The 19,657-nt window shown below is 58.8% G+C and carries 18 protein-coding genes; 12 read left to right on the forward strand and 6 right to left on the reverse strand.

The features are described 5' to 3' along the window. Positions 1–54: 54 nt before the first annotated feature. Genes cysM through mazG form a run of 4 tightly spaced genes read left to right on the forward strand, consistent with a single transcriptional unit; the run spans position 55 to position 5,391 of the window. The gene (gene cysM, locus BLU07_RS03200) at positions 55–957 is read left to right on the forward strand and encodes a cysteine synthase CysM (RefSeq protein ID WP_092384094.1); all 903 of its coding nucleotides are present in this window, start codon (positions 55–57) and stop codon (positions 955–957) included. Further along, entirely contained in the window at positions 954–2,327 is a 1,374-nt protein-coding gene (gene rlmD / locus BLU07_RS03205; protein WP_092384096.1) for a 23S rRNA (uracil(1939)-C(5))-methyltransferase RlmD, read from the forward strand. The genes cysM and rlmD overlap by 4 nt, the downstream gene beginning before the upstream one ends. Beyond that, positions 2,327–4,573 carry a GTP diphosphokinase gene (gene relA, locus BLU07_RS03210; protein WP_092384098.1) on the forward strand — a complete coding sequence of 749 codons (2,247 nt, stop codon included), beginning with the start codon at positions 2,327–2,329 and terminating at the stop codon, positions 4,571–4,573. The genes rlmD and relA overlap by 1 nt, the downstream gene beginning before the upstream one ends. Next, positions 4,570–5,391, forward strand: coding sequence for a nucleoside triphosphate pyrophosphohydrolase (mazG, locus tag BLU07_RS03215; RefSeq protein ID WP_092384100.1), 822 nt, complete (start codon positions 4,570–4,572; stop codon positions 5,389–5,391). Before relA ends, mazG begins: the two co-directional genes overlap by 4 nt. A gap of 22 nt (positions 5,392–5,413) precedes the next feature. Here the strand turns inward: mazG and BLU07_RS03220 are convergent, their stop codons facing one another. After that, positions 5,414–5,761 (reverse strand): pilin assembly protein, encoded by a 348-nt coding sequence (locus tag BLU07_RS03220; RefSeq protein WP_092384102.1) that lies wholly within the window; start codon positions 5,759–5,761, stop codon positions 5,414–5,416. 153 nt (positions 5,762–5,914) lie between these two features. Here BLU07_RS03220 and ppc point away from each other — a divergent pair, with 153 nt between their 5' ends. The 4 genes from ppc (at position 5,915) to BLU07_RS03240 (ending at position 10,565) form a co-directional block, all read left to right on the forward strand. Further along, entirely contained in the window at positions 5,915–8,551 is a 2,637-nt protein-coding gene (gene ppc / locus BLU07_RS03225) for a phosphoenolpyruvate carboxylase (protein WP_092384104.1), read from the forward strand. 209 nt (positions 8,552–8,760) lie between these two features. Further along, positions 8,761–9,408: an adenylate kinase gene (gene adk, locus BLU07_RS03230; RefSeq protein ID WP_092384106.1), complete on the forward strand. Its 648-nt coding sequence runs from the start codon at positions 8,761–8,763 to the stop codon at positions 9,406–9,408. A gap of 10 nt (positions 9,409–9,418) precedes the next feature. Then, on the forward strand, positions 9,419–10,090 hold the full coding sequence (gene tsaB / locus BLU07_RS03235) for a tRNA (adenosine(37)-N6)-threonylcarbamoyltransferase complex dimerization subunit type 1 TsaB (RefSeq protein WP_092384108.1): 672 nt from the start codon (positions 9,419–9,421) through the stop codon (positions 10,088–10,090). Positions 10,091–10,241: 151 nt separating this feature from the next. Then, positions 10,242–10,565: a hypothetical protein gene (locus BLU07_RS03240; protein WP_092384110.1), complete on the forward strand. Its 324-nt coding sequence runs from the start codon at positions 10,242–10,244 to the stop codon at positions 10,563–10,565. On the opposite strand, the gene BLU07_RS03245 is transcribed toward BLU07_RS03240, so the two are convergent. Further along, a complete protein-coding gene (locus BLU07_RS03245; RefSeq protein WP_092384112.1) occupies positions 10,556–11,392 on the reverse strand; it encodes a hypothetical protein in 837 nt (278 codons plus the stop codon). The genes BLU07_RS03240 and BLU07_RS03245 overlap by 10 nt on opposite strands. A gap of 91 nt (positions 11,393–11,483) precedes the next feature. On the opposite strand from BLU07_RS03245, the gene BLU07_RS03250 reads away from it, so the two are divergent. Continuing rightward, positions 11,484–12,266 carry a class I SAM-dependent methyltransferase gene (locus BLU07_RS03250; protein WP_231701675.1) on the forward strand — a complete coding sequence of 261 codons (783 nt, stop codon included), beginning with the start codon at positions 11,484–11,486 and terminating at the stop codon, positions 12,264–12,266. A 2-nt stretch (positions 12,267–12,268) separates the two neighbouring features. On the opposite strand, the gene BLU07_RS03255 is transcribed toward BLU07_RS03250, so the two are convergent. From BLU07_RS03255 to BLU07_RS03265, 3 genes are read right to left on the reverse strand one after another with little or no spacing between them, the layout of a single operon-like run. Continuing rightward, on the reverse strand, positions 12,269–13,378 hold the full coding sequence (locus BLU07_RS03255; protein WP_092384114.1) for a methyltransferase: 1,110 nt from the start codon (positions 13,376–13,378) through the stop codon (positions 12,269–12,271). Continuing rightward, entirely contained in the window at positions 13,375–14,826 is a 1,452-nt protein-coding gene (gene pap, locus BLU07_RS03260; RefSeq protein ID WP_157719068.1) for a polyphosphate:AMP phosphotransferase, read from the reverse strand. The genes BLU07_RS03255 and pap overlap by 4 nt, the downstream gene beginning before the upstream one ends. Positions 14,827–14,833: 7 nt before the next feature. Next, the gene (locus tag BLU07_RS03265; protein ID WP_197675052.1) at positions 14,834–15,598 is read right to left on the reverse strand and encodes an EAL domain-containing protein; all 765 of its coding nucleotides are present in this window, start codon (positions 15,596–15,598) and stop codon (positions 14,834–14,836) included. Positions 15,599–15,808: 210 nt separating this feature from the next. Between BLU07_RS03265 and BLU07_RS03270 the strand changes: the two genes are divergently transcribed. The 3 genes from BLU07_RS03270 (at position 15,809) to radA (ending at position 19,105) form a co-directional block, all read left to right on the forward strand. Next, on the forward strand, positions 15,809–17,092 hold the full coding sequence (locus tag BLU07_RS03270) for a glycosyltransferase family 4 protein (protein WP_231701676.1): 1,284 nt from the start codon (positions 15,809–15,811) through the stop codon (positions 17,090–17,092). Beyond that, complete coding sequence (locus BLU07_RS03275) at positions 17,061–17,618, forward strand: phosphatase PAP2 family protein (protein ID WP_092384120.1); 558 nt, start codon at positions 17,061–17,063, stop codon at positions 17,616–17,618. The genes BLU07_RS03270 and BLU07_RS03275 overlap by 32 nt, the downstream gene beginning before the upstream one ends. Before the next feature lie 116 nt (positions 17,619–17,734). Then, the gene (gene radA / locus BLU07_RS03280) at positions 17,735–19,105 is read left to right on the forward strand and encodes a DNA repair protein RadA (protein WP_092384122.1); all 1,371 of its coding nucleotides are present in this window, start codon (positions 17,735–17,737) and stop codon (positions 19,103–19,105) included. A 139-nt stretch (positions 19,106–19,244) separates the two neighbouring features. Here the strand turns inward: radA and BLU07_RS03285 are convergent, their stop codons facing one another. Beyond that, the gene (locus tag BLU07_RS03285; RefSeq protein ID WP_092384124.1) at positions 19,245–19,601 is read right to left on the reverse strand and encodes a PilZ domain-containing protein; all 357 of its coding nucleotides are present in this window, start codon (positions 19,599–19,601) and stop codon (positions 19,245–19,247) included. Positions 19,602–19,657: the final 56 nt, after the last annotated feature.

The raw sequence follows: 19,657 nt of genomic DNA on the forward strand, positions 1-19,657 counted from the left end.
TATAAAAGCACAGCATGCCACGGATGTAACCGTGGTGGCACAAGCAGGTGGCACATGAACACTGACTTCCCAACCATTGCCGACTTTATCGGCAACACTCCGCTGGTTCGTTTGCAACGGATGCCGGGCAATACCACCAATACCATCCTGGTCAAACTCGAGGGTAACAATCCCGCTGGTTCGGTCAAGGACCGCCCGGCCATGTCGATGATCGAACGGGCCGAGCAACGTGGCCAGATCAAACCCGGTGATACGCTGATCGAGGCAACCTCGGGCAATACCGGTATTGCGCTTGCCATGGCTGCCGCGATCAAGGGTTACCGCATGATTCTGATCATGCCGGACAATATGAGCAGTGAACGCAAGGCGGCGATGAGCGCCTATGGTGCCGAGCTGATTCTGGTCAGCAAAGAGGACAGCATGGAAGGTGCCCGTGATCTGGCGCTCAAGATGCAGAGTGACGGCAAGGGCATCGTTCTGGACCAGTTCGGTAACCTGGATAATCCGGAAGCGCATTATCGCAGTACTGGTCCGGAAATCTGGCGCGATACCCAGGGACGGATTACCCATTTCATCAGTTCCATGGGCACTACAGGGACCATAATGGGTACTTCCCGGTACCTCAAGGAGCAGAACCCGGCGATCGAGATCATCGGCCTGCAACCGGTTGAAGGCGCTGCTATTCCGGGTATCCGGCGCTGGCCAGAAGCCTACCTGCCGAGCATCTTTGACGCCAGCCGGGTGGACCGGGTGGTGGATATGGGACAGCAGGAAGCGGAAGACACCATGCGCCGTCTGGCTCGTGAGGAAGGTATATTTTGTGGTGTTTCATCCGGCGGCTCGGTGGCTGCAGCACTGCGTCTGAGTGCCGAGGTCGAGCACGCGGTGATTGTTGCCATCATCTGTGATCGTGGTGATCGCTACCTGTCTACCGGAATTTACGACCTGCCGGCATGAATAGACCACGCAAGCGTTCACGGCAGTCAAGTGCGCCGGCAGCCGAGATTGGCCAGCGCCTCAAGCTGAGCCTGGAGCGGTTGAGTCATGACGGGCGTGGTATCGGTCACTGGCAGGGCCGCACCGTTTTCGTTGAAGGTGGCCTGCCGGGCGAACATGTCGAGGCGCGGGTGGTACGGGCGCGCAGCAAGCTGGTCGAGGCGCGTCTGGAACGGCTGGAGAATGGCAGTGAGCAGCGTCAGCAGCCGCAATGCCAGCATGCCAGCCTGTGCGGTGGCTGCAGTCTGCAGCACATGTCGCCAGACCAGCAGTTGGCGTTCAAACAGGCGGCGCTGGCGCAACAGTTGCGTCATTTCGCCGGCGTCCAGCCAGAGAGCTGGGTCAGCCCCCTGCGGGGAGAAACCTATGGCTACCGTCAACGGACGCGCATCGCACTGCACTACGGGGTAAAAACCGATACCCTGACAGTGGGTTTTCGACAGCGTGCCAGCAACGAGCTGGTGGCGCTAAGGGAGTGCCCGGTGCTGGCGCCAGTCCTGCAGCCTTTGGCCGAAGGCTTGTCCGCTGTGCTGAACCGTCTGCAAGGGTGCGCCCATTTGGGGCATGTGGACCTGATTGCCAGCGCGGACCGGCCGGTTTTTCTGCTCCGCCATCTGCGCCCTCTGTCTGCAGCTGATCAGCAGTTGCTGGCGGCCTTTGCCGCAGAGCAGGGGGCCGATTGCTGGTTGCAGCCAGGCGGAGTGGAAACTGCCGCACCCATGCAGGCCACTACCCCGACCCTGCTGACCTACAGGCTGAGCGGTCAGGCATTGTCGTTGTACTTCGCGCCGGGTGACTTTACCCAGGTCAATGCCGAGATCAATCAGGCAATGGTCACTCAGGCCATGGAGTGGTTGCAGCCGCAGCCGGGTGAGCAGATTCTCGATCTGTATTGTGGGCTGGGTAACTTTTCCCTGCCGCTGGCCCGGGCCGGAGCGCGGGTAACCGGGATTGAAGGCAGTGACGCCATGGTGGCTCGGGCCACCGCCAATGCCGCAGAAAATAATCTGGATGCAGTGCACTTTCTGTCGGCTGATCTGTCCAAACCGCTTGATGCCGACTGGTTGCAACAATCCTGGTCGGCAGCTTTGCTGGATCCGCCGCGTGACGGGGCGGAGCAGGTGGTGCAAGCCCTGGCAGCTCTGGAGGTGCCGCGGATTTTGTATGTCTCCTGCAATCCGGCCACACTGGCTCGTGATGCCGGTCTGCTGGCCAGTGCCGGATACCAGTTGCAGCAGGCGGGGATCATGGATATGTTCCCGCAGACCGCCCATATCGAGTCCATGGCACTTTTTGTGTTCCATGGCAGAAAAAACAGGAAGCGGCAGTAATGGTACAAGTTCGCGCAGATCACCCGACCAGACAGGATGGTAGTGTTGATATCGATGCCTGGCTGGATCGCATCCAGTCTCGTGTCCCCTTGACCTCGCCGGCAGTGCTGCACGAGGCTTGTGAATGGGCGCGCGAGCTGGAGCAGGCAGCGATTGCCGCCGAGAACATCTGGTCGGAGACCGCCAGCAGTTATCTGACCGGGCTGGAAATGGCCGAGATTCTCACCGACCTGAAACTGGATCAGGATTCGCTGGTGGCTGCAGTCATCTATCGTGCGGTTCGAGAACGGAAAACCGACTTGCTGGAAGTTGAACGTCGCTTTGGTCCCGTGGTGTCAGGCCTGGTCGATGGGGTGCAACGCATGGCTGCCATCAGCGTGTCGCAGAATTCTGCGCGAGCCAACGCCTTCAGCCCGCAAACCCAGGTAGAAAACCTGCGCAAGATGCTGGTCACCATGGTCGATGATGTGCGTGTGGCACTGATCAAGCTGGCCGAGCGTACCTGTGCCATCCGTGCCGTTAAAAATGCCCCTACCGAGAAACGCTACCGGGTTGCCCGTGAGGTGTTTGATATCTATGCGCCGCTGGCCCATCGGCTGGGCATAGGGCACATCAAATGGGAGCTGGAAGATCTGTCCTTCCGTTACATCGAGCCTGAGCAATACAAACAGATTGCCCGTTTGCTGGATGAGCGCCGGCTGGATCGCCAGGAGTACATCGACAGTGTGATGTCGCAATTGCGCGGTGCACTGGAGGAAGCGGGGGTCGAGGCGGACATTACGGGTCGGGCCAAGCACATCTATTCCATCTGGCGCAAAATGCAGCGCAAAGGTATTGATTTCAGTCAGGTTTATGACGTGCGTGCGGTGCGTATCCTGGTGCCCCGGGTGCCGGATTGCTACACCTCGCTGGGTATCGTGCACGGTCTGTGGCGGCATATTCCCAATGAGTTCGATGATTACATCGCCAATCCCAAGGAAAACGGTTATCGCTCCCTGCATACAGCGGTGGTCGGGCCTGAAGGCAAGGTGCTTGAGGTGCAGATTCGCACCCGCTTCATGCATGAAGAGGCGGAGCTGGGCGTGTGCGCCCACTGGCGTTACAAGGGCACCGATGTTGATACGGCGTCCAATGCCTATGAAGACAAGATAGCCTGGTTGCGTCAGGTGCTCGAATGGCACGAAGAAATGGGTGATATCGGAGGCCTGGCCGATGAGCTGCGGGTCGATTTCGAGCCGGACCGCATTTATCTGTTTACTCCGGATGGTCATGTACTGGATGTGCCCAAAGGGGCCACACCGCTGGATTTTGCCTACCGCATACATACCGAGATCGGGCACAGCTGCCGGGGTGCCAAGGTTAACGGCCGTATCGTACCGCTGAACTATATTCTGCAGACGGGTGAGCAGGTAGAAATCATCACCGGGAAGAAAACCGGCCCCAGTCGTGACTGGCTCAATTCCAACCTGGGTTACGTGAATACTTCGCGGGCGCGGGCCAAGATCCAGAGCTGGTTCAAGCAGCAGGCCCGAGAGCAGAACGTGCAGGCTGGCAAGCTGATGCTGGAGCGCGAACTGACACGGCTGGCGCTCAATGGCGCCGATTATGCCCAACTGATTGATCGCCTGCATATTCGCAGCCAGGAAGACCTCTTTGCTGCTGTGGGCGCCGGTGATCTGCGTCTGGCGCACGTCGCCAATGTGGCGCAACAGCTGGTTGAGCCGGATCGCCAGAGTGAGCAACTGGAGCTGATCCCGCGCCGACCGACCCGTCAGGGTCCACGCAGTGATGTCTTCATTCAGGGCGTGGGCAACCTGATGACCCAGCTGGCCGGCTGTTGCCAGCCTGTACCCGGCGATCCGATTATCGGCTACATCACCCTGGGACGTGGCGTGACCGTACATCGGGCGGATTGCGCCAATGCCATCCTGCTGCAGGACCGCGATTCCGAGCGCTTGATCGAGGTCAGCTGGGGCAAGGAGCCGGTGCAGACCTACCCGGTGGAAATCTATATCAAGGCCTATGATCGGGCCGGCCTGTTGCGCGATGTGTCGCAGTTGCTGGCCAATGAAAAGCTCAATGTGCTGGAAGTCAGTACCCGTACCAACCGTGACGACAACTATGCAGTGATGTTGCTCACGGTAGAGATTCCCAATCTGGACCTGCTTGGTCGCTTGCTCGGTCGTATCAACCAGCTACCCAATGTGATTGAAACCCGGCGCAACCGCCAGGAAGGTGGGGCATGAACTATCGGTTGGAAGACCTGCGCTATCTGATGGCGCGTCTGCGTGATCCACAGCACGGCTGTCCCTGGGACCTGGAACAGGATTTTGCCAGCATAGTGCCGCATACCCTGGAAGAGGCTTACGAAGTTGCCGACGCCATCGCTGAAGCCGATTACCCGCAGTTGGCCGATGAGCTGGGTGATTTGCTGTTTCAGGTGATTTACTACGCGCAACTGGCGGAAGAAGCTGGCCATTTTGACTGGGCGCGAATTGTTGACGGCATCACCCGCAAATTGGTGCGTCGTCATCCTCATGTGTTTCCCGATGGCAACCTGCACACCCCGGCGGGCAGCACAGCCCCGCTGGCTGCCGATCAGGTCAAGGCGCGTTGGGAGCAAATCAAGGCCGAGGAACGTGCAGCCAAAACGGCAACCCCCGAGCAATTATCGTTGCTGGATGATGTGCCGCGAGCGCTGCCGGCCCTGACTCGAGCACAAAAACTGCAGAAGCGGGCCGCTCAATCCGGCTTCGACTGGCCGGACAGCAAGGGCGCGTTGGACAAGCTGCAGGAAGAAGTGGCCGAGGTACAGGCAGCGGTTGTCAGTGGTGATCAGGCCGCAGTGGTCACTGAGATCGGTGATTTGCTGTTCAGTGTGGTTAACCTGGCCCGACATCTCAAGGTGGATGCCGAGACCTCGCTGCGCGGCGGCAACGAAAAATTCGAGCGCCGTTTCCGCTATATCGAACAGCAGCTGCAGGCCAGCGACAAGCCGCTGGCCGAGTGTCGTCTGGTGGAGCTGGATGCCCTCTGGGAACAGGCCAAGCGACAGGGGCTGTAGCTTGTCGGTGCATTCAAACGGGTTACTGACCGGCAGTGCCGTCTTCCTGATCCAGCATGGCCTGCAGGTGCTGGCGACTCAACTCCAGGTAGCGTGGCGTTGGTCCGGCATCTTCGTACATCGGGTCGCCCTGTTCATCTTCGGCGATTACCTCGCTGCCCTGGCGGTAAGGCAGGCTGGCTTCCAGCTCTTCCAGCGCAGCACTCAATAAATCGGTAATCAGGTCTTCGGCCCGACGCTTCGGATACATTTCTTCCAGCGCCGCCAGCCGTGCGGCATCTTCCAGCGGCAAGTGGACCGCATAGGTGTTGCGGGTTACGCGGCCCTTGGCGTGGCGCTCCCATTCTCGGGTCAAATCACGGATTTTCATGTTTCTCCCTTGATGTCTGTGTCATCGCTTGTGGCGATAGCGTCAGCTTAGAACATTTGTCACCCTTGACAACATCGGCCAGTCACAAGGAGGGCTTGTCAGCCAGCCAGCGGGACCGCATGCTGTAGCCTGAACTGGTGAAGGAGACAGGCAATGACCGATATTGATGTCCGTTTGCGCGAAGACGTGCATGACTTGGGCGAGCTGCTCGGGCAGACCATTCGTCAGCACATGGGCGACGATTTTTTTCACCGTATTGAAGCCATTCGGCGCGGCGCCAAGCAGGGCCGACGCGCCGATCAGGCTCAGTTGCAAGCTTTGCGCGAACTCTTGCATGAGGTGCCGGATAACCTGCTCCTTCCGGTCTGTCGGGCATTCAACCAGTTCCTCAATCTGGCCAATATCGCCGAGCAGTATCACCGCATTCGTCGTCGCCGACCCGATGAGGGAGAAAGTTTCGAGCAGCGCTGTCTGCCCGAACTGTTTGCCCGTTTGCAGCAGGCGGAGATAGCTCCGGAAGCCATTGCCGCGCACGTGGCGGCGCTGGATATTGAACTGGTATTGACCGCCCACCCGACCGAAGTCACCCGGCGCACCCTGATCCAGAAATATGATGCCATCGCCATGGCTCTGGCTACCCGTGATCACGATGACCTGTCGGTTCATGAACAGGCTGAAGTGCGCTCCGAGTTGGCCCGGCTGATCAGCGAGGCCTGGCATACCGACGAGATTCGCCGTAGCCGGCCGACCCCGGTGGATGAGGCCAAGTGGGGCTTTGCTGTTATCGAACACTCTCTCTGGCAGGCGCTGCCGCGCTTTTTGCGTCAGCTGGATAGCGATCTGCAAGCCAGTTGCGGGCAGCAGCTGGACAGTACCGCTGCACCGGTACGCATGGCTTCCTGGATGGGTGGTGACCGGGACGGCAATCCGAATGTAACCGCGCCGGTCACCCGTGAGGTCTTGCTGCTGGGTCGCTGGATGGCTGCCGATCTGTATTTGCGGGATATTGAGCAGTTGACCCGGGAGCTTTCCATGCAGGCGGCGAGTGCGGAACTGCTGGCGCATACCGGCGAGGTCGATGAGCCCTATCGAGAATTGCTCAAAGGGTTGCGTCAGCGTCTGCTAACGACCCGTGACTGGGCAGCCGCTGCGGTTCAGGCGCCAACCAGCGAGCCTGACGCCTTGTTGCGCAGCGCCGACGAATTGCGTGCCCCATTGCAGCTCTGCTACGACTCATTGCAGGGCTGTGGCATGCAGCAGATAGCTGATGGCCCGTTGCTGGATACTCTGCGCCGCGTCAATGCTTTCGGGCTCGGGCTGGTTCGGCTGGATATACGGCAGGATGCTGGTCGCCATCGCGAGGCGTTGAGCGAGCTGACCCGATATCTGCAACTGGGTGACTACCTGGAGTGGGATGAAGAGGAAAAACGCGTTTTTCTGTTGCGCGAACTGGATAATCCGCGTCCATTGTTGCCTGCGCGTTGGCAACCCGGTGCTGATACTGCCGAAGTCTTGGCAACCTGCGCTACCGTTGCTGAGCAGCCCCAGGAGTTACTGGGTGCTTACGTGATTTCCATGGCTGCCGAAGTCTCTGATGTGTTGGCGGTCAAGTTGTTGCTCAAGGCCAGCGGCGTGGCCTGGCCGATGCGGGTGGTACCGCTGTTTGAAACCCTGGCCGATCTGCAACATGCCGCGACGGTGATTGATCAGTTGTTGTCATTGCCCGGCTACCGCGCACTGGTGGGGGATGTGCAGGAAGTGATGATTGGCTATTCCGATTCGGCCAAGGATGCGGGTACCCTCGCGGCTGGCTGGGCGCAGTATCGTGCCCAGGAGGCTCTGGTCGCAGTCGCCCGTGAGCAGGGTGTGCGCTTGCGTTTGTTCCATGGTCGTGGCGGTACCGTCGGTCGTGGCGGCGCCCCGGCGCATATGGCGATTCTGTCGCAACCACCGGGCTCGGTGAATGGTCAGCTGCGCGTGACCGAGCAGGGCGAGATGATTCGCTTCAAATTCGGCCTGCCGGGTATCGCGGTACAAAGCCTGCAGCTGTATACCAGCGCCGTGCTGGAAGCCACCCTGTTACCGCCACCGGCCCCGCAACAGGCCTGGCGCGACATGATGCAGGCGCTGGCTGAGCGCTCCGTGCAGGTCTATCGCGGCGTGGTGCGTGACGAACCCCAGTTTGTCGAGTATTTTCGCCAGGCCACCCCTGAGCAGGAGCTGGGCCGTTTGCCGCTGGGCAGTCGTCCGGCCAAGCGCAAGGCACAGGGCGGCATCGAGACTCTGCGGGCAATTCCATGGATTTTTGCTTGGACCCAGACGCGTCTGATGTTGCCGGCGTGGCTGGGCGCCGGTCAGGCCATCAGCGAGCAGCTGGAACAGGATAAAGGCGCATTGTTGCGCGACATGATGACGCACTGGCCGTTCTTTTTTGCCCGCGTCGAGATGCTGGAAATGGTGTTGTCCAAGGCAGATGCGACCATTTCACGCTTCTACGAGCAACGTTTGGCCGAGCCGGCATTATGGCCGCTGGGTGAGCGATTGCGCGAGGCTCTGCAGCAGGCCATCGAGGTCGTGCTGGAGTTGCGCGAAACCGATACCTTGCTGGCGCACAACCCCGGGCTCGCTGAATCCGTGGCCATCCGCAACCCTTACACGGATCCGCTGCATCTGTTGCAGGCCGAGTTGATGGCCCGCACCCGCCAGCAGGCCGACCTCGACCCCGAACTGGAGCGCGCGCTGCTGGTCACGGTAGCGGGTATTGCGGCCGGCATGCGCAACACCGGCTGACCCACAGGTCAGCCCCGTCGGCTCTGGCTCCTGAGCGACCATGGTCTGGCTTGTGCCGGTCGGTAAGTGCGTGTATGTTGAACGCCCTTTTTTGGAAACACTGATTAAGTTGGCGGCCCTTGCGGTTGTGCCCATTTAGTCAGTGCGTCCTGTGGCCTTCCTGGCCCGGGTGTCAGACACGAGAATTTCAGACTATCAAGGAGTTAAGCATGCGATTGATCCTGTTGGGCGCTCCCGGCGCGGGCAAGGGCACCCAGGCCCAGTTCATTTGTGAACATTATGCCATTCCGCAGATTTCCACCGGTGATATGCTGCGCGCCGCCGTCAAGGCCGGTAGCGAGCTGGGCCAGCAGGTCAAGGAAGTAATGGATAGTGGTGGCCTGGTGTCGGATGAACTGATTATCGGTCTGATCAAGGACCGCATCGCCCAGCCGGATTGTGCCAACGGTTTTCTGTTTGACGGCTTCCCGCGCACCATCCCGCAGGCGCAAGCCCTGGTTGATGCCAATATCGTACTGGATCATGTGCTGGAAATTGCCGTTGACGACGAAGAAATCGTATCGCGCATGGCAGGGCGTCGTGTACATCCGGGTTCCGGTCGCGTTTATCACATCGAACATAATCCGCCCAAGGTCGCCGGTAAAGACGATGTCACCGGTGAAGACCTGATCCAGCGCGAAGATGACCAGGAAGACACTGTCCGCAAGCGTCTGGCGCTGTATCACAGCCAGACCAAGCCCCTGGTCGACTTTTACCAGCAACTGGCTGCCAGTCAGGGCACACCCAAGTGCTCGCGGGTGGAAGGTGTGGGTAGCGTCAAGGACATTACCGCCAAGGTGATGCAGGCGCTGAGCTGAAGGCATAACCATGACCACTCTGTTGGCGCTGGATACGGCGACCGAAGCCTGTTCCGCGGCGTTGTTGCATAAAGGCCAGGTCTATTCGCGGCTGGTGGAAGCCCCACGCGAACACGCCCAGCGCTTGTTGCCAATGATTGATGAGCTGCTGGCCGAAGCGGGGATTGGTCTGTCTGATATCGATGCCCTGGCCTTTGGGCGTGGCCCCGGTGCCTTCACCGGGGTGCGGATTGCGACCGGAATGGTACAGGGATTGGCGTTGGCGCTGGATAAACCGGTGCTTCCCGTCTCCAATCTGGCCATGCTGGCCCAGCAGGCCTGGCGTTTGTACGGCAGCGAGCATGTTTGCGCCGCCATTGATGCCCGTATGGATGAGGTCTACTGGGGGTGTTACCAGCTGCAGGGCGAGACTATGCAGTTGCACGGCATGGAACGGGTTTCTGCGCCGGAACAGGTCAGCCTGGCAGAGGGTATGTCCGACCCGTCGGGTGCCGGCACTGGCTGGCAATACGCCGATCGGTTGGCGGTCCAGGTCAACCAGAGCTGGCCACAAATGCTGCCCAACGCCGAGGACTTGCTCAGTCTTGCTTTGGTCGACTGGGAAGCGGGTAAAGGGGTTGACGCTGCAGCTGCGCAACCGGTGTATTTGCGGGATCAGGTTGCAACGCCCAAGGGTGGTTAGAAAGGACTGGTTGATCAGATAGCGTGCATTGCCAGCCTCCGTCAGCAATGTGGACCTGATCAGTACTTTCTCTGGCCCTGAAAGCTGAAAGGCAGATTGCCAAGCTTTTGCTTACCCGCTAATCTGACGGAACTGTGTTGGAGACTGACTCATGCGGGTAGACGGTTTCAACCCCTACAATACGCTGCCAGATCGTGGCAATCGCCCGGTGGCCCCAGTGGCCCCCGGCGAAAGTGTGCGCGCGGGTCAGGCTGCAACCGCCGTAGAGACGTCACCCAGCAAAGCGCTGACGCCCCGTTCAGTCACTGCCAGCACCGCCAACGCAGAATATATCCCGGCCCGGCGTGACAGCAGCATGCCCAGCCAGACCTTTTCCGGCCCCGGCAGTCAGGCCATGGCTGCCTACCAATCCACCGCCAGCATGCCGGTGGAAGAGACCCCCGAAGGGATTTACGGTATCGACCTCTACGCGTAGTTGCGTGCTGCCAACAGCACATCGGCAGCAATACGCTCGCTACCATCATTCATGGTCATTTTGCCCAACTGGGAAATGCGGTCATAGCGGTTCAGGGCTATCTCGTGGTTCCGATAGTCCAGGCTCACACTATGAATTCCGGCGTCTCGCAGACTACCGAGCTGTTGGCTGCCATCTATACGAAAACGCAATAATTGCAGCTGCTCGAAGACCTGGTCCTGCTGATCAATTCGTCCATCACCGTTGTCATCAAGGCGCGCCAATTCGGCAAATCCATGGGCGGCCCCGTGCTGGTCGCCAAAGAGTTCTCGGCCATCGTCAATCCTGCCGTTGGTGTTGCGATCGAGTGCCAGCAGATAGTTTTCTCCCGTTGGTACGCTGATCTGTTGCAAGCGGCCATCGGCACTGAGGTCAAAGCTGACTCCGTGTTCCAGGCCGCTGGTGGTGATTGGGCCTCCGTCCAGGTTCAATATCAGTGGGTCAACCACTTCAGGCTCACGGTCTCCAATGTCGATCTCCAGGCTGCGTTGTTCAATACTGAGCAGCACGGCGTCGACATCCGTTGTCAGTGGCGCCGTGTTCGTCACAGTGGCGACTGATTCAGGGGGTGGCGAGTCTGTTTGGGGCGGAGTGGGTGACGGTGGAAGCGCGTCATTGCTATTGATCTTGAAGGTGCGACGCAGAATCTGGTAATTCAGACTCTGCTCTTTTGCTTGCTGCAGCCGAAGATCCAGGTCATCAACAGCTTGCTCCGCAGCAGCTCCGCCTGAAGGAGCTGCCGGGCGGGAAGCCGGGGTGGTGCCGTGGGGCGGCAGTTGATCCAACATAGGTTACACTCGCGGGCAACAGGGTTGTTGTAAGGCTATCGGCCTGAAAGACAATAACTTGATCAACTTTTGAGCATTTAGATGGATGACAATGGCAGATGACATGCCTGTTGCAGTGATCACATGCACCCAGCCTGCCTGTCAGGCGCAGGCTGAAAAGCTGGCACAGGCTCTGGGCTTGCCACTGCAGCAATTACCAACCGGTCTTTATTTGCAGGTAGCCGCTGACGGGCTGAGCTTGCACGATGCGGACAACCCTCAGCAAGGTGGTGTACGGGTGGACTTTGTTACGGGTAGCCAGGCTCACCGGCGCCAGTTTGGCGGGGGTGCCGGGCAAATGGTGGCGCGTGCAGTGGGGTGCCGAGGCGGGGTACGTCCCCATGTGCTGGATGCTACCGCCGGCCTGGGCCGTGATGCATTCGTACTTGCCAGTCTGGGCTGTGAGGTGACCTTGATCGAGCGTCAGCCCGTTATCGCAACCTTGTTGGCCGATGGTCTTGATCGCGCTCGAATGGCGGGTGGTGAAGTCGCCGAGATTGTTGCACGCATGACGCTGATCTGTGGTGATGCCATCGACCTGATCGACGACTGGCAGGGCGAACCCCCGCAGGTCATCCATCTGGATCCAATGTTCCCGCAGCGTGATAAATCGGCTTTGGTGAAAAAGGAAATGCGCCTGTTCAAGCCGCTGGCAGGTAGTGACGAGGATGCACCGCAATTACTGGCTGCCGCCCTGCAGCTGGCCAGCCATCGCGTGGTGGTCAAACGACCGCGCAAAGCGCCCGAGCTGGCTGGGCGACCGCCCAGCTCCGCATTGAGTGGTCAGTCCAGCCGTTACGATATCTATGGCATTCGCGCGCTGAACAAGCCCTGAGTTCAGGCGCGGGCGGCGAGCACGACAAATTTTGGATGCGCGGCAACTTGCTCAACCCGGCTGAAATTGCGCTTCAGGGTGTTGTGATAGCCCAGATGCCGGTTGCCAACCACCAGCAGGCAGCCATCCGGGTTGAGTGCGCGGCGGCTGCCGGCAAACAAGCGCCGCGCAATGACATCGCCGATCACTTGCTGTTGGTGGAAAGGCGGGTTGCACAGGATCCAGTCAGCAGGCATGCCTTGCCATTGCTGAAGACCGTCACGCACCTGAAAATCTGCTTCACGCTGACCAAAGGCCTGGCGGAAATTATGCTCGGCGCAGGCCACGGCAGCCCAGGACTCATCGACAAAGGTCAGCTTCGCCTGCGGGCTGTGCCAGGCGGCCATGATGCCCAGGGCGCCATTGCCACAACCGAGGTCAATGATATGACTGTCGCCAGCGCCTTGCGGAATCTGCGGCAAGAGTACCCGGGTGCCGATATCCAGACGTTCACGGGAAAATACGCCGGGGAAGTTCTCCAGCCCAAAAGGTGTGCCTTCCAGGGTATAGCAGCTGTTCTGTTTCGGGGCTGAGGGGGTCAGCTCCGGGTCCAGTGTGGCTGTCAGCAGGCGTGCTTTTTTCCACGCCAATGAAGCCTGGTAAGGGCCGATATATTGAGCCAACAGATCGCCAGCTGAGGGTGGCAAATGTTTCAGCATGGCGCCGGCCATCACCTGGGCGCCAGGTGCCAGCAGGGGGCGTAGTTGATACAACTGCTGTTCCAGCAGGGCCAGGCTTTTCGGAATGCGCAGCAACACCCGCTGATAGGTGCCTTGCGGCAGTTGCTGGCTGTTGAAGAAATGGATCCCGGTTGGCTCGAGCTGATTCGCCAGCAGATTATTTTGCAACGCCTGCCAGGCCAGCCATGAATCGCCCCAGGTGTGTGGGTTGCAAGCATGCAGGGCGCAAGCCAGGGCACCAAAGCTGTCATTGATTATCAATGGCGAGGTGTCGGTGGGGGCCAGCGTCAGTTGTTGGAGTAGATAGCGGTCGGCAGCATCAGCGGCCACCAGGGTCCCGCTGCGATCTTCCGGATAGCGCTGCAGTGTCAGGTTGTCGAGGGTATGGGTCATTGCTTTTTGCCGCGCTCCAGCCTTTGTTCCAGTTGCTCGCAGACAATTTTAAGTGCCTCGACACGGGCGTGGCGCTTGTCTTCTGACGAGAGCAGATACCAGGGTGCGTGCCTGGTGCTGGTATGCGCCACCATATCATTCACGGCCTGTTCATAGGCTGGCCATTTCTCGCGGTTGCGCCAGTCTTCATCAGTCAGTTTGTAGCGCTTGACACTTGATTTCTCGCGCGCCTTGAAGCGACGCAATTGTTCTTCCTCGGTGATCGCCAGCCAGAACTTTATTACCAGGGTGCCGGATTGATGCAATTGCTGTTCAAAGTCGTTGATTTCCTGATAGGCCTGTTGCCAGCGTGTTGCCGGGCAAAAGCCTTCTACCCGTTCGACCAGTACGCGGCCGTAGTGGCTGCGATCAAAAATGACCACATTGCCCGGCGCCGGAATGCGTTTCCAGAAACGCAGCAGGTAGGGTTGAGTGGCTTCTTCTGCGGTGGGCGCTGCGGTACCATGCACCCGCAGGTGACGAGGGTCCAGACATTGAGTAATGCGTCTTATGGTGCCGCCCTTGCCCGCAGCATCACTGCCTTCAAACACCAGTAGCAGGCTGTGACGATTGAAACGCGGGTGCCGTACCAGTTCGCGTAGACGGGCTTGCCAGGTCTCCAGCTGTTCCTTGTAATCATCCTTGCTCAGGCGGGCACTGTAATCCAGCTCCTGCAGTACCCGGTGGGTCGCACCCGGCCAATCGGACACTGGTGGCTGGCTCTCCTGAGTGTCGGCTTCAAGGCGTTGCTGCAGGGTATCAAGGATGATTTCAGCGACGCGAATATCCCGGTAATTTTCATCACTGCTTTGTACCCTGATCCAGGGCGCTGCCTCGGTCGAGGTCAGGTGCTCCATGCGTTGAGCAGCATCGCGTACCTGGTCATAGTCGGCGGCGCTGAAATCACCCCACTCGCGCATCGCCACGGTTTGTTTGAAGGTGTCCGCGCTGGGCTTTTTGCTCGTATCCGGTCCGGTAAGATGCAGCCAGAGTTTGACAATGCTGACGCCCTCGCGCGTGAGCAGGGTCTCGAAGCGGACAATTTCTTCCATAGCTGACTGGAAGTGGGCTTCACTGATCTGCCCGCGGCTGAAACGCATCAATGGTTGGTGGTACCAGGAACCCAGATAGAAGCCCAGTTCACCCGAGGGCGGCAGGGTACGCCAGTAGCGCCACAAGCGGGGCATACGTTTTTCAATACCGGCAGGCAGGTTGAACGCTCGGGTATTCAAACGGCGGGTATCGAGCCAGCCATAAAAGGTGTAGATGAGTTCGGCTTTGCCGGCAAAATCGTTACCGCTGATCAGAATGAGAACCGGGCCACCTTGCTGGCGTTTGAGCTCGAACTGGGCATCCAGTAGAGCCTCTTTGAGTTCTTCGCTGCGCTGTTTATAGGTTTTTTTGTCCAATGACTGCTCAGGCATAAGCTGGCCAGTTGACCTCGGGCAGATGTTTGAAGCCGGGCTTGGCAAGCAGGTACCCCTGAAACAGGTTGACGCCCAGGTTGTTGAGAAGATCCAGTTCGGCCCTGGTTTCAACACCTTCGGCGATCACGTCGATCTCCAGGGTTTTGCAAACGCCGAGAATGCCCTGAACGATGGCCTGGCGAACCTTGTCCTGATTGATGTCACGCACCAGTGCCATATCCAGTTTGATGATATCGGGCTGAAACTCGGCCAGCAGATTAAGCCCGGAATAGCCGGCACCAAAATCATCGATTGCGGTCTTGAAACCCTGACGCTTGTATTCGGTCATGATGCTTTTCAGGTGATTCTTGTCGACCAGTTCTTCGTTCTCTGTGATTTCAAAGATCAGACGATTGGTCGGGAAGTTGAACTGGCGTGCTGCCTCGAGGGTAGCCCGTATGCAGGTTGCTGCCTGATATACCGCGTTGGGCAAGAAATTGATGCTGATAAAGCAGGGCACGTTCAACTCGGCAGCCAGCTTGACTGCGGTAACCCGGCAGGTCTGGTCAAAGGCATAGCGGTTGGTTTCGTTGACCCGTGAGAGAATGCTGCCTGCACCGCTCCCATCGGTACCGCGCACCAGGGCTTCATAGGCAAATATACTGCGGTCGCGCAGGTCAACGATGGGCTGGAAAGCCATGGTAATGTCGAAGTCAAGGCCTTCACCATCGCGGCAGGCATTACACGGCGGCACAGTCGGGTTGTCACGATTCATGCAGTTAATTCCTTGGCACAATGTGTTTCAGTATAGAAGGTTTAGCCGGGCTTGTATCAGCTGTCGACCTGCTATGGACATGATTACATTTTGCTATTGTGATTTCAGTCTGCTTGGTGGTGTGGCTTTTGGCCATTACCCAGGGTCATTGTCTCCAGACTAACATCTATCTGTCATCCGTGTGTCATGCGGCATTTGCATAGTGAGTCTATGAAAACGCCCATGACCTTTACCGCTCTTTCCCGGTTGCCAACTCAGCCAGAGCTGGCAACACCGTCGGCCAGCGGCGTCGGGGAATCGATTCGTCAGCAACATCTCGTTATCGTGACTGAAACCTTTGCTCCCGAGATCAATGGCGTTGCTCACACATTGTTGCAGTTGTGTCGGGGTTTGCTGGCACAGGGGTACCGGGTATCGGTTATTCGGCCAGAGCAAGCGATTGACCGGCAGTTGCCGGGCCATGCCGTTGATCAGGGCTGGTGTCATGATCAACTACTGGTGTCTGGAGTACCTTTGCCGGGCTATCGTGATCTGAAGTTTGGTCTGGCCAGTCGATGGCACTTGCAACGCTGGCTGAGTGAACGCTCGGTCGATGCCGTCTATGTGGCCACACAGGGGCCGCTCGGCCTGGCGGCTGTGCGCGCTGCCAGGCATTTGCAAGTCCGGGTGTGCTCAGGATTTCACACCAATTTCCATAGTTATACGCATCATTATCGGGTGGGGTTTCTGGATCTCTGGCTGCGTCGTTACTGCCGCTGGTTCCATAATCAGACTGCTCTGACCCTGGTGCCGTCTCGGCAGAGTGCGGTGCAACTGGAGACCATGGGTATCGATCCCTGTGCACTCTGGAGTCGTGGTGTGAATTGTCAGTTGTTTGATCCGCAGCGTCGTGACCCTGCTTTGCGAGCCGAATGGGGCGTGGGTGCAGATATGCCGGTCTTGTTGTATGTCGGTCGCCTGGCTGCAGAGAAGAACCTGCCACTGGCGCTGCGCAGTTATGCCCAGGTGAAGATGCGTTATCCGGCGGCACGCCTGATTCTGGTGGGTGACGGTCCCTTGCGCGCTGAGTTGGCACGTGATTACCCGGATGTGGTCTTTGCCGGGGTACAACGTGGCGATGATCTGGCCCGTTATTACGCCAGTGCAGATATTTTTCTCTTTCCCAGCCTGACCGACACCTTTGGCAATGTCGTTCTCGAGGCCATGGCCAGCGGTCTGGCGGTTGTTGCTTACGACATGGCTGCGGCACACGAGCATCTGCGGCAGGCCCACAATGGCCTGACCATGCCTGCCGGTGACGAAGCGGGATTTGTCGCGGCAGCCGAGCGTCTGTACCGCGAAACCGAACTCTGTCGGCGTCTGCGTCAGCAAGCCCGGCATGATGCCTTGACGCTTGGCTGGGCACAGCAGGTCAGCCGTTTTACCCAATTGCTGCTCAACTCATCGCAGGAGGTAAGCCGCTATGGCGACAAGTCGCGTGACACGCTGGTTTGAACGGGTTGATCAGCGCGAGTTTGTGTGGTGCCAGACGGTCAATCAGGCGCTGCGTTGTTCCTGGTTGTATGGATACTTTCGCTGGGTCAGTCGCCTGGGTGATGGCTGGTTGTGGTATGCCCTGATTCTCGCGTTGCCCTGGCTGGTTCCTGAGGGTGGCATGGGTGTGGCGCTGCTGCTGGCCAGCTGCGGAATCAGTTGCACCTTGGTGTACAAGCTGCTCAAACGCTGGCTGATCCGCGAACGACCCTTTATTTCCTTTCCGGTGATAGATTGCGGTATTCCACCCCTGGATCGTTACAGCTTTCCCTCCGGGCACACGCTGCATGCTGTCTGTTTTACTGTGCTGTTGGCCCTGACATTGCCTGGACTGGCCTTGCTGGTATTGCCCTTTACTCTCAGTGTTGCAGCCTCACGGGTGGTGCTGGGGCTGCATTACCCCAGTGATGTACTGGCTGGCGCGATTATCGGCAGTGGCCTGGGTCTGCTTGGCTACGCGGTGTTAGCCGAGATATTGCTGGGTTGAACCGGCAAGTGCTTTCACTCGGCGCCGCCCATAAGATTGTTCCATTGACCCGGTGATAGTAGTCTGCTGTTTTTCGCGACCATGGTGGTTGCCCAAGACGGAGACTCGACGCCCCGATGGCCAAAGCAAAGCGACTCTATGGCTGCACAGAATGTGGTGCCACCTTTACCAAGTGGGCCGGTCAGTGTGGTGAGTGCAAGGCCTGGAACTCCCTGGTCGAGACCGTGATCGACACTACACCGACTGGCGGTAGCTCTGCACGTGTGAGCAATTGGGCCGGGCAGCAGGCCGAGGTGAAAACCCTGGCGGAAGTCTCCAGTGTCGAGGTTCCACGTCAGGCCAGCGGCTCTTCCGAGCTGGATCGCGTACTGGGTGGGGGGTTGGTGCCGGGCTCCGTGGTGCTGATTGGTGGCGACCCGGGTATCGGCAAATCAACCATTCTGTTGCAGACCCTGTGTCGTCTGGCCCAGGACATTCCGGCGCTGTATATCACCGGTGAAGAGTCTCAGCAGCAAGTAGCCATGCGAGCGCGCCGCTTGAGTCTGCCGGAAGATCGACTGCGGGTGATGACCGAAACCTGCATCGAGAGCATTATCGCTACCGCGCAACGGGAAAAGCCTGCGGTTATGGTGGTTGATTCGATCCAGACCATATTTACCGAACAACTGCAGTCGGCTCCTGGCGGCGTCGCGCAGGTGCGAGAAAGTGCGGCCCTGCTGGTGCGTTTTGCCAAACAAAGCAATACGGCGATCTTTCTCGTTGGTCATGTGACCAAGGAAGGTGCCCTGGCCGGCCCGCGGGTGCTCGAGCATATGGTTGATACCGTGCTCTATTTCGAAGGCGAGGCTGATGGCCGCTTACGCATGTTGCGGGCGGTGAAAAACCGTTTTGGTGCGATCAACGAGCTGGGTGTGTTCGCCATGACCGACAAGGGACTGAAGGAAGTGGCCAACCCTTCGGCGATTTTTCTCTCGCGCTACGAAGCACCCATCCCTGGCAGCGTGGTGATGTCGACCTGGGAAGGCTCGCGGCCGATGCTGGTAGAAGTGCAGGCCCTGGTGGATAGCAGTCACCTGGGCAATCCGCGCCGGGTCACCCTGGGCCTGGACCAGAACCGCCTGGCCATGTTGCTTGCTGTACTGCACCGTCATGGTGGTGTGGCCACCTATGATCAGGACGTGTTTGTCAACGTAGTGGGCGGAGTCAAGGTGCTGGAGACCGCCGCTGACCTGGCGTTGATTGCCGCCGTGATGTCGAGCCTGCGCAACCGCCCCTTGCCAATGGATCTGATGGTGTTTGGAGAGCTGGGGTTGTCAGGTGAGGTACGCCCGGTACCCAGCGGCCAGGAACGCCTTAAGGAAGCTGCCAAGCATGGCTTTACCCGCGCCATCGTGCCCAAGGCCAACGCCCCCAAGGACTCACCCAAGGGCATGACGGTGATCGGGGTTACCCGGTTGGATGAGGCGTTGAATGCGGTGTTCGATTGAAAAGGAAAAGACCCTTGAGGTTTGAAGCCGGAAGCTTGAAGCCTGATATTGGCGTGGGTTGATGGGCCAGGGCTGCAGTTCTGGGCGATGTCTGTTTCTGGCATTGCACCCAGGCATGATTTTCCAGCCTTCAGCGGGTTTAGATGAGGGCGCCCAGCTCTCTCTCCAACAGGTTTTCGTCGCCCAGATTGAGCGCCACCAGCCGGCGCAGGTGGCTGATGGAATCCAGATCGATGTGTTCGCACTGAAAGCCAAGCAGGCCTTCCTCGGCATGTGCCAGGCGCACTTCCATGCGTATCTGGCTGCCTTCGGCCAGCTCGATAATGGCAATAAATGGCTGTTGGCGGCGACTCTGCTCCCAGTTATCCGGTTGCAGTACCAGCAAGCCGCGCAGGGAAACATCTACCAGTCGCACCGGCAGTTGCCAGTCATCCTGTTGCAGGTAAGTCGCCGCATCAAAGGGGATGCGTGTGAAGCGGCGTCTGTCATCGCTCATGGTCAATCTCCAACATCAGGCAGTATCTACCTGAACTATAGCGGGTATTTGGCCCG

The sequence above is a fragment of the Halopseudomonas salegens genome, assembly GCF_900105655.1.
In the GTDB taxonomy this organism is placed as follows: domain Bacteria; phylum Pseudomonadota; class Gammaproteobacteria; order Pseudomonadales; family Pseudomonadaceae; genus Halopseudomonas; species Halopseudomonas salegens.

Bases quoted from the DNA above. Each gene is read 5' to 3' on its own strand.
- cysM (WP_092384094.1), top strand. From the start codon at position 55: ATGAACACTGACTTCCCAACCATTGCCGACTTTATCGGCAACACTCCG.
- rlmD (WP_092384096.1), top strand. From the start codon at position 954: ATGAATAGACCACGCAAGCGTTCACGGCAGTCAAGTGCGCCGGCAGCC.
- relA (WP_092384098.1), top strand. From the start codon at position 2,327: ATGGTACAAGTTCGCGCAGATCACCCGACCAGACAGGATGGTAGTGTT.
- mazG (WP_092384100.1), top strand. From the start codon at position 4,570: ATGAACTATCGGTTGGAAGACCTGCGCTATCTGATGGCGCGTCTGCGT.
- BLU07_RS03220 (WP_092384102.1), bottom strand. From the start codon at position 5,761: ATGAAAATCCGTGATTTGACCCGAGAATGGGAGCGCCACGCCAAGGGC.
- ppc (WP_092384104.1), top strand. From the start codon at position 5,915: ATGACCGATATTGATGTCCGTTTGCGCGAAGACGTGCATGACTTGGGC.
- adk (WP_092384106.1), top strand. From the start codon at position 8,761: ATGCGATTGATCCTGTTGGGCGCTCCCGGCGCGGGCAAGGGCACCCAG.
- tsaB (WP_092384108.1), top strand. From the start codon at position 9,419: ATGACCACTCTGTTGGCGCTGGATACGGCGACCGAAGCCTGTTCCGCG.
- BLU07_RS03240 (WP_092384110.1), top strand. From the start codon at position 10,242: ATGCGGGTAGACGGTTTCAACCCCTACAATACGCTGCCAGATCGTGGC.
- BLU07_RS03245 (WP_092384112.1), bottom strand. From the start codon at position 11,392: ATGTTGGATCAACTGCCGCCCCACGGCACCACCCCGGCTTCCCGCCCG.
- BLU07_RS03250 (WP_231701675.1), top strand. From the start codon at position 11,484: ATGGCAGATGACATGCCTGTTGCAGTGATCACATGCACCCAGCCTGCC.
- BLU07_RS03255 (WP_092384114.1), bottom strand. From the start codon at position 13,378: ATGACCCATACCCTCGACAACCTGACACTGCAGCGCTATCCGGAAGAT.
- BLU07_RS03265 (WP_197675052.1), bottom strand. From the start codon at position 15,598: ATGAATCGTGACAACCCGACTGTGCCGCCGTGTAATGCCTGCCGCGAT.
- BLU07_RS03270 (WP_231701676.1), top strand. From the start codon at position 15,809: ATGAAAACGCCCATGACCTTTACCGCTCTTTCCCGGTTGCCAACTCAG.
- BLU07_RS03275 (WP_092384120.1), top strand. From the start codon at position 17,061: ATGGCGACAAGTCGCGTGACACGCTGGTTTGAACGGGTTGATCAGCGC.
- radA (WP_092384122.1), top strand. From the start codon at position 17,735: ATGGCCAAAGCAAAGCGACTCTATGGCTGCACAGAATGTGGTGCCACC.
- BLU07_RS03285 (WP_092384124.1), bottom strand. From the start codon at position 19,601: ATGAGCGATGACAGACGCCGCTTCACACGCATCCCCTTTGATGCGGCG.